Origin of the sequence: Thauera linaloolentis 47Lol = DSM 12138 (assembly GCF_000310205.1) — a bacterium.
GTDB classification, from domain to species: Bacteria; Pseudomonadota; Gammaproteobacteria; order Burkholderiales; family Rhodocyclaceae; genus Thauera; species Thauera linaloolentis.
In genome coordinates this window covers 73,633-86,930 of record NZ_AMXE01000002.1, presented here as the reverse complement: position 1 = coordinate 86,930, position 13,298 = coordinate 73,633, and the positions used below count along the sequence as shown (strand labels likewise).

Annotated in this window: 12 protein-coding genes; 9 read left to right on the top strand and 3 right to left on the bottom strand. The window is 65.0% G+C overall.

Annotated features, from left to right (window positions below; all coding sequences use genetic code 11):
• The 4 genes from rbfA (at nucleotide 1) to pnp (ending at nucleotide 4,043) form a co-directional block, all read left to right on the top strand.
• Nucleotides 1–432, top strand: coding sequence for a 30S ribosome-binding factor RbfA (rbfA, locus tag C666_RS01320; protein WP_004332756.1), 432 nt, complete (start codon nucleotides 1–3; stop codon nucleotides 430–432).
• The gene (truB, locus tag C666_RS01315) at nucleotides 410–1,402 is read left to right on the top strand and encodes a tRNA pseudouridine(55) synthase TruB (RefSeq protein ID WP_004332755.1); all 993 of its coding nucleotides are present in this window, start codon (nucleotides 410–412) and stop codon (nucleotides 1,400–1,402) included. Before rbfA ends, truB begins: the two co-directional genes overlap by 23 nt.
• 78 nt (nucleotides 1,403–1,480) lie before the next feature.
• On the top strand, nucleotides 1,481–1,750 hold the full coding sequence (gene rpsO, locus C666_RS01310) for a 30S ribosomal protein S15 (protein WP_004332752.1): 270 nt from the start codon (nucleotides 1,481–1,483) through the stop codon (nucleotides 1,748–1,750).
• Between the two features lie 193 nt (nucleotides 1,751–1,943).
• The gene (gene pnp / locus C666_RS01305; protein WP_004332750.1) at nucleotides 1,944–4,043 is read left to right on the top strand and encodes a polyribonucleotide nucleotidyltransferase; all 2,100 of its coding nucleotides are present in this window, start codon (nucleotides 1,944–1,946) and stop codon (nucleotides 4,041–4,043) included.
• 91 nt (nucleotides 4,044–4,134) lie between these two features.
• On the opposite strand, the gene dksA is transcribed toward pnp, so the two are convergent.
• Nucleotides 4,135–4,560, bottom strand: a complete 426-nt coding sequence (dksA, locus tag C666_RS01300; protein WP_004332748.1) for an RNA polymerase-binding protein DksA — start codon at nucleotides 4,558–4,560, stop codon at nucleotides 4,135–4,137.
• Between the two features lie 204 nt (nucleotides 4,561–4,764).
• On the opposite strand from dksA, the gene C666_RS01295 reads away from it, so the two are divergent.
• Both C666_RS01295 and bfr read left to right on the top strand, forming a co-directional pair.
• A complete protein-coding gene (locus C666_RS01295) occupies nucleotides 4,765–5,772 on the top strand; it encodes a nucleoid-associated protein (RefSeq protein ID WP_004332746.1) in 1,008 nt (335 codons plus the stop codon).
• Between the two features lie 568 nt (nucleotides 5,773–6,340).
• On the top strand, nucleotides 6,341–6,826 hold the full coding sequence (gene bfr / locus C666_RS01290) for a bacterioferritin (RefSeq protein WP_004332743.1): 486 nt from the start codon (nucleotides 6,341–6,343) through the stop codon (nucleotides 6,824–6,826).
• Between the two features lie 48 nt (nucleotides 6,827–6,874).
• Here bfr and C666_RS01285 read toward each other — a convergent pair whose 3' ends face one another.
• The gene (locus C666_RS01285) at nucleotides 6,875–7,372 is read right to left on the bottom strand and encodes a TonB-dependent receptor domain-containing protein (protein ID WP_004332740.1); all 498 of its coding nucleotides are present in this window, start codon (nucleotides 7,370–7,372) and stop codon (nucleotides 6,875–6,877) included.
• 478 nt (nucleotides 7,373–7,850) lie between these two features.
• On the opposite strand from C666_RS01285, the gene C666_RS01280 reads away from it, so the two are divergent.
• The 3 genes from C666_RS01280 to C666_RS01270 all read left to right on the top strand — a co-directional run bounded on the left by C666_RS01280 (nucleotide 7,851) and on the right by C666_RS01270 (nucleotide 12,032).
• Nucleotides 7,851–8,357 (top strand): sigma-70 family RNA polymerase sigma factor, encoded by a 507-nt coding sequence (locus C666_RS01280; RefSeq protein ID WP_004332737.1) that lies wholly within the window; start codon nucleotides 7,851–7,853, stop codon nucleotides 8,355–8,357.
• Nucleotides 8,354–9,379 carry a FecR domain-containing protein gene (locus C666_RS01275; RefSeq protein WP_004332734.1) on the top strand — a complete coding sequence of 342 codons (1,026 nt, stop codon included), beginning with the start codon at nucleotides 8,354–8,356 and terminating at the stop codon, nucleotides 9,377–9,379. The genes C666_RS01280 and C666_RS01275 overlap by 4 nt, the downstream gene beginning before the upstream one ends.
• Before the next feature lie 259 nt (nucleotides 9,380–9,638).
• Nucleotides 9,639–12,032, top strand: a complete 2,394-nt coding sequence (locus C666_RS01270; RefSeq protein ID WP_004332733.1) for a TonB-dependent siderophore receptor — start codon at nucleotides 9,639–9,641, stop codon at nucleotides 12,030–12,032.
• A gap of 111 nt (nucleotides 12,033–12,143) precedes the next feature.
• On the opposite strand, the gene C666_RS01265 is transcribed toward C666_RS01270, so the two are convergent.
• The gene (locus C666_RS01265) at nucleotides 12,144–13,088 is read right to left on the bottom strand and encodes a DUF4351 domain-containing protein (protein WP_004332732.1); all 945 of its coding nucleotides are present in this window, start codon (nucleotides 13,086–13,088) and stop codon (nucleotides 12,144–12,146) included.
• Nucleotides 13,089–13,298: the final 210 nt, after the last annotated feature.

Sequence of the window (13,298 nt, the reverse complement as noted above, 5' to 3'; positions counted from 1 at the left end):
ATGCCAAAGGAGTACTCCCGCAGCCAGCGCGTGGTGGAGCAGATCCGCCGCGAGCTGGCCGAGCTGATCCGGCTCGAGGTCAAGGACCCTCGGGTCGGCTTCATCACGCTCACCGACGTCGAGATCACCCCCGACTATGCCCATGCGAAGGTGTTCTTCACCTCGATGACGGGCGAAGGCGACGTGCCCGAGATACTGAAGGGCTTGCGCCGGGCCAGCGGCTTCTTGCGCCGCGAGCTCGGCCGCCGCATCCGCATCCATACGATTCCCGAACTGCATTTCAATTACGACCGCTCGGTGGAAGAGGGGTCGCGCCTGTCCCGCCTGATCGACGAAGTGGTGCGGGAGGACGAAGCGCGCCATCAGGACGGGGACGAGCCCGGGCAGGACACCGCCGGGTCGGCGGACGATGACGGCAACGCAAGGCGCTGAGGCACAGGGCGCCGCGCCCGGTGCGCGTCCGCGCCGGCCGAAGCAGGTGCAGCGCAAGATCGTCCGGCGTGCCGTGGATGGTGTGCTGCTGCTCGACAAGCCGCAGGGCATGAGTTCGAACGGTGCGCTGCAGGCGGCGCGCCGCCTGTTCAATGCCGCCAAGGCGGGGCATACCGGCACGCTCGATCCGATGGCCAGCGGGCTGCTGCCGCTGACCTTCGGCGAGGCGACCAAGTTTTCGCAGATGCTGCTCGATGCCGACAAGACCTACGAGGCGGTCGTGCAACTGGGTATCGAAACCGATAGCGGCGATGCGGACGGCACGGTGCTGGCCACGCATCCGGTCGACGTCGACCGCGCCCGGCTCGACGCCGTGCTCGGACGGTTTCGCGGCGACATCGAACAGGTGCCGCCGATGTATTCGGCGCTGAAACGCGACGGCAAGGCTTTGTACGAATACGCGCGTGCGGGCGTCGAGATCGAGCGCGAGGCGCGCAGGGTGAGCATCCATGCGCTGGACCTGCTCGCTTTCGCCGACACGCGCTTCACCATCCGGGTGGCCTGCAGCAAGGGCACCTACATCCGCAGCCTGGCGATGGACATCGGTTCGGCGCTGGGCTGTGGCGCGCATCTGTGCGCCTTGCGCCGTACGCGCATCGGGCCGTTCGGCCTCGACGGCGCCGTCACGCTCGATGCACTGGAAGGCTGTGCGCCCGAGGCCCGTGACGGCATGCTGGCGCCGGCCGATGCGCTGGTGGCGGTCTACCCCGAGTGTCGTCTCGATGCCGAGCAGGCGCGGGGGCTGTTGCAGGGCAGGGTCCTGACGCTGGACCGGACGGGCGTCGAAGGGCTGGTGCGCGTCTATGGGCCGCGGGGCTTCCTCGGCCTGGGGCAGTGGCAGGAGGGCGGCAGACTTGCCGCGCGCCGGCTGATTGCCACCGACGGGGGTGCGTTTGGCGCATCCGCATGATATCGATTGAGTTTTTGGTGCGGCTTTGGGTATAATCCGCCGCTTCTGATTGGCAGAAAAACACGAGTAAAGACACACATGGCTCTTGACACCGCATCCAAGTCGCAGATCGTCTCCGACTTCCAGCGCGCCCAAGGCGACACCGGTTCGCCGGAAGTCCAGGTTGCGCTCCTGACCGCCCGCATCAACGGGCTCGCTCCGCACTTCAAGGCCCACGGCAAGGATCACCACTCCCGCCGCGGCCTGCTGAAGATGGTCAGCCAGCGCCGCAAGCTGCTGGACTACCTGAAGGGCCGCAACGCCGAAAGCTATCGCAATCTGATCGAGCGTCTGGGCCTGCGCAAGTAATTGCGTCCATGACCAGCCCGACAGCGCCGATCAGGGCGAAGTAATCGATCGAAGCCGGTGCGTGCCCCTGCGGCACGGCCGGCTTCGTGTCGTTTGAAGCCTCCAGGGCTGGCTGGTCGTTCTGCGGCGGGATGATTCGATCCGCAGCCGCCCGCAGTTGTCGTTCGCTGCATTCATCGTTAAAGGAATTCCCTTGCTGAACGCTATCAAGAAAACTTTCGCCTACGGCGCGCATACCGTCACCCTCGAAACCGGGGAAGTCGCCCGCCAGGCCGGCGGTGCCGTCATCGTGAACATGGACGAGACCGTGGTGCTGGCCACGGTGGTTGGCGCCAAGGAGGCGCGTCCGGGCCAGGATTTCTTCCCGCTCACCGTCGATTACGTCGAGAAGTTCTATGCCGCGGGCCGCATCCCCGGGGGCTTCTTCAAGCGTGAGGGCCGTCCGACCGAGAAGGAAATCCTGACTTCGCGTCTGATCGACCGTCCGATCCGCCCGCTCTTCCCCGAAGGCTTCATGAACGAAGTCCAGGTGATCGTGACCGTGCTGTCGCTGAATCCGGAAGTCGATGCCGACATCCCGGCGATGATCGGCGCTTCCGCCGCCCTGGCGATCTCCGGCATTCCGTTCGACGGCCCGATCGGTGCCGCCCGCGTCGGCTATGCCGACGGCCAGTACATCCTCAACCCGACCGTGACCGAACTGCAGGCCAGCCAGATGAACCTGGTGGTCGCCGGCACGCAGGCCGCGGTGCTGATGGTCGAATCCGAAGCGCAGGAACTGCCCGAGCAGGTCATGCTGGGCGCGGTCGTGTTCGGCCACGAGCAGATGCAGGTCGCGATCAAGGCCATCAATGAGCTGGTCGAAGTCGCCGGCAAGCCCGAGTGGGACTGGCAGGCGCCGCCGGCCAACGAGACGCTGATCGCCCGCGTCACCGAACTGGCCAAGGCCGACATGGAAGAAGCCTTCCGCATCACCAGCAAGCAGGAGCGCTCGACCCGCCTGGCCGAGATCCGCAGGCGCGTGGCGGCCACGCTGGCCGAGGAGAGCGAAACCCCGCTGTCGTCCACCGAAGTGAAGGATATCTTCTTCAACATCGAGTCGGGCATTGTCCGCAGCCGCATCCTGAACGGCGAGCCGCGCATCGACGGCCGCGACACCCGGACCGTGCGCCCCATCACGATCCGCACCGGCGTGCTGCCGCGCACCCACGGCTCGGCACTGTTCACGCGTGGCGAAACCCAGGCGCTGGTCGTCGCCACGCTGGGCACCGGCCGTGACGAGCAGATCATCGACGCCATCGCCGGCGAGTACAAGGAGCGCTTCCTGCTCCACTACAACTTCCCGCCCTTCTGCACCGGCGAAACCGGTCGCTTCGGCGTTACCAAGCGCCGCGAAGTGGGCCATGGCCGCCTGGCCAAGCGCTCGCTGGTGGCGATGCTGCCCAAGGCCGAGGAGTTTTCGTACACCGTGCGTGTCGTGTCCGAGATCACCGAGTCCAACGGTTCGTCGTCGATGGCTTCCGTCTGCGGCGGTTCGCTGGCGATGATGGATGCCGGCGTTCCGCTGAAGGACCACGTCGCGGGCATCGCGATGGGTCTGATCAAGGACGGCAACCGCTTCGCCGTGCTGACCGACATCCTCGGTGACGAGGACCACCTCGGCGACATGGACTTCAAGGTCGCGGGTACCGAGAACGGCGTCACCGGCCTGCAGATGGACATCAAGATCCAGGGCATCACCAAGGACATCATGCAGGCTGCGCTGGAGCAGGCCAAGACCGGCCGGCTGCACATCCTCAGCATCATGAAGGAATCGCTGGGGACCTCGCGCGGCGAAGTGTCCGAGTATGCGCCGCGCATGATCAACATGAAGATCAACCCCGAGAAGATCCGCGATGTGATCGGCAAGGGCGGTGCGGTGATCCGTGGCCTGCAGGAAGAGACCGGTACCGTGATCGAGATCGAGGACGACGGCCAGATCACGATTTCCTCGGTCAGCTCCGAGGGCGCCCAGGCCGCGAAGGCGAAGATCGAGGCGATCACCGCCGAAGTCGAAGTCGGCAAGGTCTACGAAGGGCCGGTCGTGCGCCTGCTCGACTTCGGCGCCATCGTGAACATCATGCCGGGCCGTGACGGGCTGCTGCACGTGTCGCAGATCGCCAACGAGCGCGTCAACAACGTGGCCGACTATGTGAAGGAAGGCCAGGTCGTGCGCGTGAAGGTGCTCGAGACCGACGAGCGCGGCAAGATCCGCCTGAGCATGAAGGCGCTGCTCAACGAGAACGCCGGCTGATGCCTGGTGGCGGGCTTCGGCCCGCCTTGAGCGGCAACGACAAAAAAGGACGCCCAGGCGTCCTTTTTTGTCGTGTGCTGCGGCGCTGGCCTTACTTGGCGACCTGGCGCTCGCGCATTTCTTCCAGCGTTTTGCAATCGATGCACATGGTGGCCGTCGGACGGGCTTCCAGGCGCTTCAGGCCGATCTCGACGCCGCAGCTGTCACAGTAGCCATACTCGCCTCCATTGAGGCGACCGAGCGCTTCGTCGATCTTCTTGATGAGCTTGCGCTCGCGGTCGCGGTTGCGCAGTTCGAGCGCGATGTCGGACTCCTGGCTGGCGCGGTCGTTGGGGTCGGCGAACACGGTGGCCTCGTCCTGCATCGTGTGCACGGTGCGCTCGATGTCTTCCATCAGCTCACCCTTCAGCGAGCCCAGGATCTCGCGGAAGTGGGCGATCTGCTTCTCGCTCATGTATTCCTCGCCAGCGGCGGGAACGTAGGGCGGGAATTGTTTGTGCAGTGTATCGTCAGCCATGAATCAACTTCCGTAGGTTGGTGAATAGTGGAGGCGTCTTAATAGCAGAATCGGGGGGAGGCAGCAAGCCGAGCGGCCTGCGCTGCCGGTGCGCGCGGCACATGCCCGGCGATGTCGGCACATCGGGGCAGGTGGCCTGCCGGGGCGGTGAAAGCGCCGCAGGCATGCGAGAATCGCGGCCCCCGATTGCAGCGAGCCACCTCCATGTCCTCCGTCGAACACACGCTTCGCCATCTCATCGTCCATCGTCTGCGCAAGGCGTCGGGCGCCCCCGCCATGCTGGGCCTGCGCGCCGTGGCGTGCCCGCTCGACGATGCGGGCCTGCGCCTGGTCGAAAGCCTGAGCCGCCAGTACTCGAACCGTTCCGCCAAGGGCTTCGGCTGCTTCGAGGAAGACGAGGAGCGCTTTCCCTTGCCGCGATGGCTGCGGGAACACCTGCTGGGGCAAAGCCCGGATTTCGTTGCCTTGTCGCACCAACTGGCGCAGCGGCTGCAGGCGGTCGCCGACGAGGAAGAGGCGGAAGAGAGCGGCGTGATCGTGGTCGCCCAAGTACAGGAGCCGCAGGCCGACTGCCTGTGGGTTGCGCTGATCGGCGAGGCCGAAGGCAGTATGGTGTCGGGATCGCTCGATGTCGTCGACAGCCTCCATCTCGACCTGTCGTCCCTGCAGGCGGCAGGGCGCATCGACCTGAGCGCCTGGCAGCGCGGCGATGGGCGCTACCTGAGCTTCCTGCGCGGGCGGGGCAAGGCCGGCAGCTATTTCAAGCGCTTCCTGGGCTGCAGCGACGTCGTGGTGGCGGTTCAGGAAACGAAGAAGCTGGTACTGGCGCTGAGCCAGTTCGCCGACCGCCAGGAACTCGAACCGGCGCGGCGCGATGCCTTGCTCGAACGCGCCCACGCCCATCTCGACGCGTTGGGCGAGAACGGTGAGCCGGTGGTGTTCGGCGAACTCGCGCAGGAGGTCTTCCCCGAGCGGCCCGAGCGCCTGGATGCCGTACTGAACGCGGCGGAAACCAGGCTGTCGAGCGGCTTTGTGCCCAACAGGCGTGCCATTCGCCCGCTGGTCCGTTTCAGCGCGAGCGGCGAGCAGTGGAAGGTGGAGTTCGATCGCAGCGGGCTGCATTCGGGGGCGGTGCATTATGACCGCGAGACCGATTCCCTCGTGCTGTCCGGCCTGCCGGATTATCTGAAGCAGATGCTGCTGGAAGAGTGAGATGCAGCGGATGCTGCGACGCGCAAAAGAAAAAAGCCCGGACGCCGTGAGGGTCCGGGCCTAAATCCACACCAAAGGAGGAGGGTGGAGGAGACGGTTCGAATAATAGCGATCTTTGTTGTGCAACGCAACAATTCCATGAGCAAATTTTTTTATCGCCTGAGATGGCGCTTTTTGGCCAGCGGAGGGAATGAAGCGGTCAGGCACGGATGCCGTGCGGCTTCAGGGTGGAAGTGCGGGTTTTCCCCAGCCGATGGGGACAGACTTGTGAGCGGGACTGTGGATAAGTGGCTGCTGCCCATGATGGCAAAGGATTCGACGGTGTTGCCCAATCATGAGGCAGGCGGGCTGGCACCCCGATGAGGGCAAGGACCGGTGGCTGAAGGCGAGGGCAATGATAAGCGTTCCCCAAGGCGCGACCGAGGAATGAGAGGCAATCTCGATAAATCGCCATAAGGCATTGCTGGATAAGGAAAATTTGCCTTGATCACGGCATTGCTCTGCTTCAAACTCCGCACCCGGAAAGGTGCGGGCGATGCGTCCGGCCACAACGCAAGGCGGAGAGTCCATGAAAGGCAATACCAAGATCATCGATGCGCTCAACACGATGCTGGCTTACGAGATGACGGCATCCGACCAGTATTTCGTGCATGCCCACGTCTATCAGGACATGGGCTTGCTGTATCTCTATGACCGCATCTATCACGAGCACCAGGAAGAGCTCACCCATGCCAAGGTGTTGATCGAGCGGATTCTGTTCCTGGAAGGAACGCCCGACCTCGGCCAGCGCCTGCCGGCTAACACCAGCCGCGACGTTCCCCAGATGCTGCAGCACGACCTGGACACGGAGATGGCGGTGATCCGGCAGTTGCGCGAGATCGTCGTGCTGTGCGAGCAGGAGCAGGATTTCGTCACGCGCGACAGGCTCATGCCCTTGCTGCTCGACACCGAGCAGGACCACATCCATTGGCTCGAACAGCAACTGCGGCTGATCGGCATGGTCGGCCTGCAAAACTACCTGCAGAGCCAGATGAAGCCGGGAACGGCAGGCTGATCCGGTGTGGCCTGGCTTTTCCGCCAGGCCCGTCGCGCTGTGGACGGCTCAGTACTTGAGCCTCAGCGACACGATGGCGTTGCGCGGCTCGCCATACCAGTTCCCGCCGATCGTGTTGCCGACGTGCTTGTAGTATGTCTTGTCGAATACGTTGTTGATGTTGACCGCGAGGCTGGCGTTCTGGTGGAGCTGATACCCGATGCGCACGCTCCATATGGCGTATCCGCTTTGCGTGAACGCAAATGCCTGGCTCGGCCCGTCGAATTCGCCCGTTGCCGTGTCGAGGGCATTGACGGTGCCGCTGACGTAGTGCCTGCTTTGCGCCGTCACCCCGCCGCCCACGCTCCAGGGGCCGGCCAGCGGCTTCCAGTTGCCCCATAGCTTGAACAGGTGCTTGGGCGTGACCGAATGGTAGCGCACGCTGGTGACGTCGTTCCGGTTGCTGTTGAAAGTGTAGCCCGCCGTCAGTTGCACGTCGGGCAGCACCTCGCCGGAAACTTCGACATCGAACCCCTTCCAGGCGGCTGCCGCCCAGCAGCCGCGCAAAACCCTCGGCTACGCCATAGCTGCCTTGCAGCCCGCGGCTCTCCTGGCCTGCCGTCAAGCGGCCTGCCGTCAAGCCGGCGTCGAAGGACAGGACGACACCGGCGGCGCCGGCGAAGCGGCTCAACACCGTGCCGAGCGGGCCGGCGGGGATGTCGTATGCCCGTTTGGTGGCCTGCGGCGGCGTCTGGGCATGGCCGGGGACGGGCAGTGCAGCAGGCATGGCCAGGGCGAGGCCGACGCAGGTCCGGCGCAAGGCGGCAAGGAGCGGGGTGAGGGCCTGGCCGTGATGGCGAGGAGGGCGGTTCGAGTGCTGCATGGGCTTTTCCTTTTCGTTCGATGGGCAGGTTTTCCCTTGGGGGTCGAACGAGACTCGAAAAAGGACAATGCCCGGCGGTTTTTTCCCGCGCTGCGCTGTTTCGCCTTATGGCGCCCATCCTATACCATGAGAACAGTTCTCATTTTGTGCTCATTCACAACCATGCTTCCCGTCGACGCCTCTCCGCCACAGGACTTGCAGACCCTTTATCGAGACCATCACGGCTGGCTGCAGGGCTGGCTGCGCGGCAAGCTGGGGAATGCCTGCGACGCGGCCGATCTGGCGCAGGACACCTTCATGCGGGTGTTGCAGAGGCGCGAAGCCGAAACGCTGCGGGAGCCGCGCGCCTACCTGAGCACGATCGCGCGCGGGCTGGTTGCCGATTTCTTCCGCCGGCAGCGCCTGGAGCAAGCCTATCTCGACGTGCTGGCCACGTTGCCGGAACCGGAGGCACCCAGCCCGGAAACACGCAGCATCATGCTGGAGGCGCTGATCGCCATCGACACCATGCTCGACGGCATGAAGCCGGCGGTGCGCCAGGCCTTCCTGCTGTCGCAGCTCGAAGGGCTGACCTACGCCGAGATCGCCACCCAGCTCGGCGTCACCAAGCGCACTGTCAGCAACTACATGTGCCAGGCCATCGAACAATGCTACCTGCTGGCGCCATGACGCAATCCTCTTCCGATCCGGCCACGGCGGGGCCCGCCACCAGCGGCAACGGCCTTTCCCAGCGCGACGAACAAACCCTGCGCAAGCAAGCCGTGGCCTGGTACGCGCGGCTATGCTCCGGCGAAGCCACCGAGGCCGACCACCAGGGCCTGCGCGACTGGCTGCAGCAACATCCCGACCACCAGCGCGCCTGGGAACGCATCGGCGCCATCCGCCAGGCCATGCAGCGGGTGCCTGGCAACATCGCGCTGCCCACCCTGCAGGCAGCCGGGCGCGGCCGCCGCACGATACTGCGCGGCATCCTCCTGCTCGCCACCACCGGCTCCGCCGGCTGGCTCTCGTACCGCGCGGCGGAAGACCAGGCCCTGCTCCAGCCCTGGCTGGCCGACTACCGCACCGGCGTGGGTGAACGGCGCAGCGTGGCGCTGGCCGACGGCTCGCGCATCGTCCTCAACACCGACAGCGCGGCGGACGTCGCCTTCACCGACGCGGCGCGGACGATCACCCTGTGGGCCGGCGAAATCCTCGTCGAAACCGCCGCCCACCTGCAGGCCGCCAACGATCCGCGGCCCTTCCTCGTCCACACCGCGCACGGCACCGTACGCGCGCTGGGCACCCGCTTCGTCGTGCGCCACCACGGTGAGCGCACGCAGGTTTCGGTACTCGAACACGCGGTCGAGCTGCGCCCGCGGGACGGGCAACAGGCCCAGGTACTGCGGGCCGGCGAATCCGCCCATTTCACCGCCACCGCCATCTCGCCGCCGCAAAGCGCCGGCAACGCCGCCGCACAGTGGGAGCACGGCAGCCTGGTGGTCGGCAACGCACGCCTCGGCGACCTCATCGCCGAACTGGCCCGCTACCGCCCCGGCCGCCTCGTCTGCGACCCCGCCGTAGCCGACCTCCGCGTCTCCGGCGCCTACCCCATCGACGACACCGACCAGGCCCTGCGTGTGCTGCTGCAATCCTTCCCGCTGCGCATGACCCGCATCACGCGCTACTGGGTCCGGATCGGGCCGGCCTGAGTCCATCCGCATCCGCCCCTCGCCCCTCGCGGAGAGGGGGCAGGGCGCAAAAGAAAGCCGCGCGGCCATCGCCTTCCACCCGGCCAGCAACCCGCGCTCCGCAGAAAGACAAGAATCATTTTCATCTTTTCGCGTTTCGTTCGGCCTACCTGACAGAAGCATCCCGTTCAACGTTCCATCGAGGGCTCCCATGTCAGTATGCCGTTCCTCCCTTTCCGTCCACCCGGCCCATCCCGCCCGCCCCGGACTGTGCCCCCTGGTGCTGGCCGTGCAGCTTGCCACGGCGGCGCTGGCCATCAGCGCCATGACGCCGGATGCGGCACTGGCCGCCGATACGGCGGCGGCTGCCGAAGCGGCCGGCACCCCCCGCAGCTACCGGATTCCCCCCGGCCCGCTGACCGACGCGCTTGGCCGCTTCGCCGCCGAGGCCGGTGTCGCCCTGTCGTTCGACCCGGCGTGGACGGCCAGCCTGCAATCGCGGGGACTGCAAGGCAGCCATTCGGCCGAAACCGGCTTCGCCACCCTGCTGCGCGGCACCGACCTGGCCGCCGAGCGCCAGCCGGGCGGCGGTTTCGTGCTGCGCCGGATTTCGACTGTTACCGGACAGGAGTCGGCCTTGGCGGCGGTGACGGTGACCGCCGCACGGGACGGCGCGACAGAAGGCACCGGCAGCTACGCCCAGACCGGCCCCAGCAGCAGCGCCACCAAGCTGGGCTTGACGCTGCGCGAGACGCCGCAATCCATCAGCGTGGTCACCCGGCAGAAAATGGACGATTTCGGCTTGAACTCGATCAACCAGGTGATCGAGCACACGCCGGGCTTGACCATTCACACACTCGACAGCGAGCGTCCCGATTATTCCGTACGCGGCTTTTCCGCGAACTTCCAGTACGACGGCATTTCTGTTCCCTATAACTCGGCCTACGCGGCAGGCAATACGCTCAGCGATATGGCGATTTATGACCGGGTGGAGGTGGTCAAGGGCTCTACCGGGCTAGTGAATGGCAGCGGCGAACCCGGTGCCACGATCAACCTGATACGCAAGCGGCCCACGCGCGACTTTCAGGGCCATGCGGCGCTGAGTGTCGGGCGCTGGAACAACTACCGGGGTGAGCTCGATGTGTCCGGCCCGCTCAATGAGGCAGGCAGTCTGCGCGGTCGGGCCGTGGCGGCCTACCAGGACACGGAATCGCACCTTGACCACCACCGGCGCAAGGTGCCGGTTTTCTATGGCGTTCTGGAAGCCGATCTCACACCCAGCACCCTGTTGACCGTTGGTGCGGACTATCAGGATACCGACCCGCGCGGCTCCACCTGGTCCGGCATCCAAATTTTCGACAGCAATGGCGATTTCAACGACCGGCCGCGTTCATTCAATCCAGCCACGCGCTGGAGCCGGTGGATCCAGGAAACGCGCTCCGCATTCGTCAAACTGGAGCACCAATTCGACAACGAATGGTCAGCCAGGCTGCATTTGAACCACCAGATCAACAGCCAAGAGGCTCACCTGGGCACTTACAGTTTCGGTAATCCGAATCCTGCCGACGGTTCTGGCGCGAATTTTCTGGATGAGAGTCACGTTGGAAAAACACGCAGCAATGCAGCGGATATCTACGCAAGCGGGCCATTTCAACTACTTGGCCGGCGGCACGAACTGGTCCTTGGGGCCAGTATCAATAAGCGGCGCTGGTCAGACACGGGTAGCTACGACCCTGCTGGCTACACCAATCTCCCAAACTATTACGACTGGGACGGTGACGTGCCCGAATTGACGCAACGGGTGCCTTACGACTACCGTCAGGAAACCACCCGCGACAACGGCCTCTACACCACCGCACGCTGGAACCTGCGCGATGACCTCAAGCTCATCACCGGCCTGCGCGTGTCCAACTACAGCAGAAGTGGAGACACGACCATGCGCGAGCGCGGCGTGACCACCCCGTACCTGGGCGTCGTGTACGACATCAACGACACCTTCTCCGCCTACGCCAGCTACACGGATATCTTCAAGCCGCAGTCCGTTCAGGACGAGCAGGGAAAGACGCTCGATCCACTCGTCGGCAAAAACTACGAGGCGGGGCTGAAGGGCGAGTTCTTTGGCGGGCGCTTGAACGCCAGTGCTGCCATCTTCAGGCTCAAGCAGGACAACTACGCCCAGCTTTCGGGTGGGCTCACCCCCAGCGGCGGGCGCGCCTACCGCGCCATCGATGGCGTCGTCACCAAGGGATACGAACTGGAGTTGTCAGGCGAACTGACGCCGCAGTGGCGCCTCCAGGGCGGGTTCACGCACCGCGTCTCGCGCAGGCATGACGAGAAGGTCGGTACGACCAGCCCGGAAGACCAGTTCTCGTTCTTTGCCAGCTACCAGCCCAGCGGTGTGCTCAACCGTCTGACCGTTGGCGGCGGGGCGCGGTGGCAGGCAAAGACCTGGGATAACGTCCGCAACCCGGTGCAGGGCACGGTCAAACACACCATGCCGGCCTACTGGCTGTTCGATGCCATGGCCAGCTACCGCGTGAACGACAAGGTGACGGCTTCGCTCAACATCCGCAACCTGTTCGACAAGAAGTACTACACGCTCTTCCCTGCGTACAACACCTACATGTGGGGCGCACCGCGTAGCTACAGCGTGAGCCTGCGCTACGACTTCTGACGGCACGCCAGAGCCGGAACGCAACGGCCCCGGACGGAAAACCCGCCGGGGCCGTTTCTTGCGCAGCGTCCCGCAGCCAGACACAGGGCGCCGCGATGCCTGGACCGGCGCTCAGCCCTGGTCGAACACCTCGTTCAGCGTGCGGGCGTCCACAAAGTTGTCGGCCCACTGTTCCAGTTCGGCGGACGTGGCTTTTTGCAGGCGTTCGCTGACGGCGGCATCGAGTGGGCCGAAGCGGCGGGTGAGCTGGCGGGTCAGCACGATGAGCTCGCCTTCGCTGCGTCCCATCTGCATGCCTTGCAGGATGCCCTGCTGAATCCCTTGCTGCCGGCCTTCGGTAAGAAACCGCTCGCTCAGTCGTTGTGTCAATCCGGCCATGGTGTGATCCTCCTGCGCGTAACGTTCCGCGTAAATCCGTTTTTCATTATCGTCGAGCACTCCGTAGATGTCGACGAAGTCGATGTATTTGAGGCGTTTTTCGGTGTCCGGTTCGAGGTCGAGCAGGCCGCGCACGGCCTGGGCGTGGACCTCGACGCGCAGGCGCCTGGGGTGGCGCATGTTGGGCAGGTTGAGGCGGGCGACGAGGTTGGTGCTGTGCAGGTGCGCTTCGGCCGGCAGGTCGCCGAGGATGCAGCTGAGATAGGTAAAGGACAGGAAAGAGAACTCTTCGCTGCCCAGTTCGAGCCGGCGGCAGATACGTTTGCTGCCGCGCAGGAAGACGACCACCGGGATGATGCGGTCGGTGGCGTACAGTTCGGCCAGGCTGGCGCAGTAGATGACCAGGCGGTGGATGGAGAAGCGGGCCGGGTCGCTTTCTTCCTCGACGATGAACAGCAGCGCCTCACGCCGGCCGTCGGGCCATTCGACGAGCAGCGGCACGTCGAGTTCGTGGAAGCGGTCGCCCAGGCGTTCCTTCAGCTGTTCCTGGCGGATGGGGGTGATGATGACCGAATCGTCGAGATGCCGGGCTTCCTCGGGGGCAAACAGTTCGAGTGCCTGGCGCGGGTAGTCGAGGATCAGGTTCTTGAAGTTCTGGTCGTGGCTGACGGGGGACATGGACGGGCCGTGCGTGGGATCGCAAGCCAATTGTCATTAAATGTAATGATATAGTCAATATTCGTGCTGTTCCACCGGACCTTCACGGTTTCGGGGATGACCTTGGCTCCCAGCCCAGCAGCTAGACCAAGCGCTCTTGCCCGGAAGCTCACTTCCCCTCGCTCTGCATCCAGTGACGGACGAAGGTGCCGCCGGCTTGGCACTGCGCGG

Bases quoted from the DNA above. Each gene is read 5' to 3' on its own strand.
- rbfA (WP_004332756.1), top strand. From the start codon at position 1: ATGCCAAAGGAGTACTCCCGCAGCCAGCGCGTGGTGGAGCAGATCCGC.
- truB (WP_004332755.1), top strand. From the start codon at position 410: ATGACGGCAACGCAAGGCGCTGAGGCACAGGGCGCCGCGCCCGGTGCG.
- rpsO (WP_004332752.1), top strand. From the start codon at position 1,481: ATGGCTCTTGACACCGCATCCAAGTCGCAGATCGTCTCCGACTTCCAG.
- dksA (WP_004332748.1), bottom strand. From the start codon at position 4,560: ATGGCTGACGATACACTGCACAAACAATTCCCGCCCTACGTTCCCGCC.
- C666_RS01295 (WP_004332746.1), top strand. From the start codon at position 4,765: ATGTCCTCCGTCGAACACACGCTTCGCCATCTCATCGTCCATCGTCTG.
- bfr (WP_004332743.1), top strand. From the start codon at position 6,341: ATGAAAGGCAATACCAAGATCATCGATGCGCTCAACACGATGCTGGCT.
- C666_RS01280 (WP_004332737.1), top strand. From the start codon at position 7,851: ATGCTTCCCGTCGACGCCTCTCCGCCACAGGACTTGCAGACCCTTTAT.
- C666_RS01275 (WP_004332734.1), top strand. From the start codon at position 8,354: ATGACGCAATCCTCTTCCGATCCGGCCACGGCGGGGCCCGCCACCAGC.
- C666_RS01265 (WP_004332732.1), bottom strand. From the start codon at position 13,088: ATGTCCCCCGTCAGCCACGACCAGAACTTCAAGAACCTGATCCTCGAC.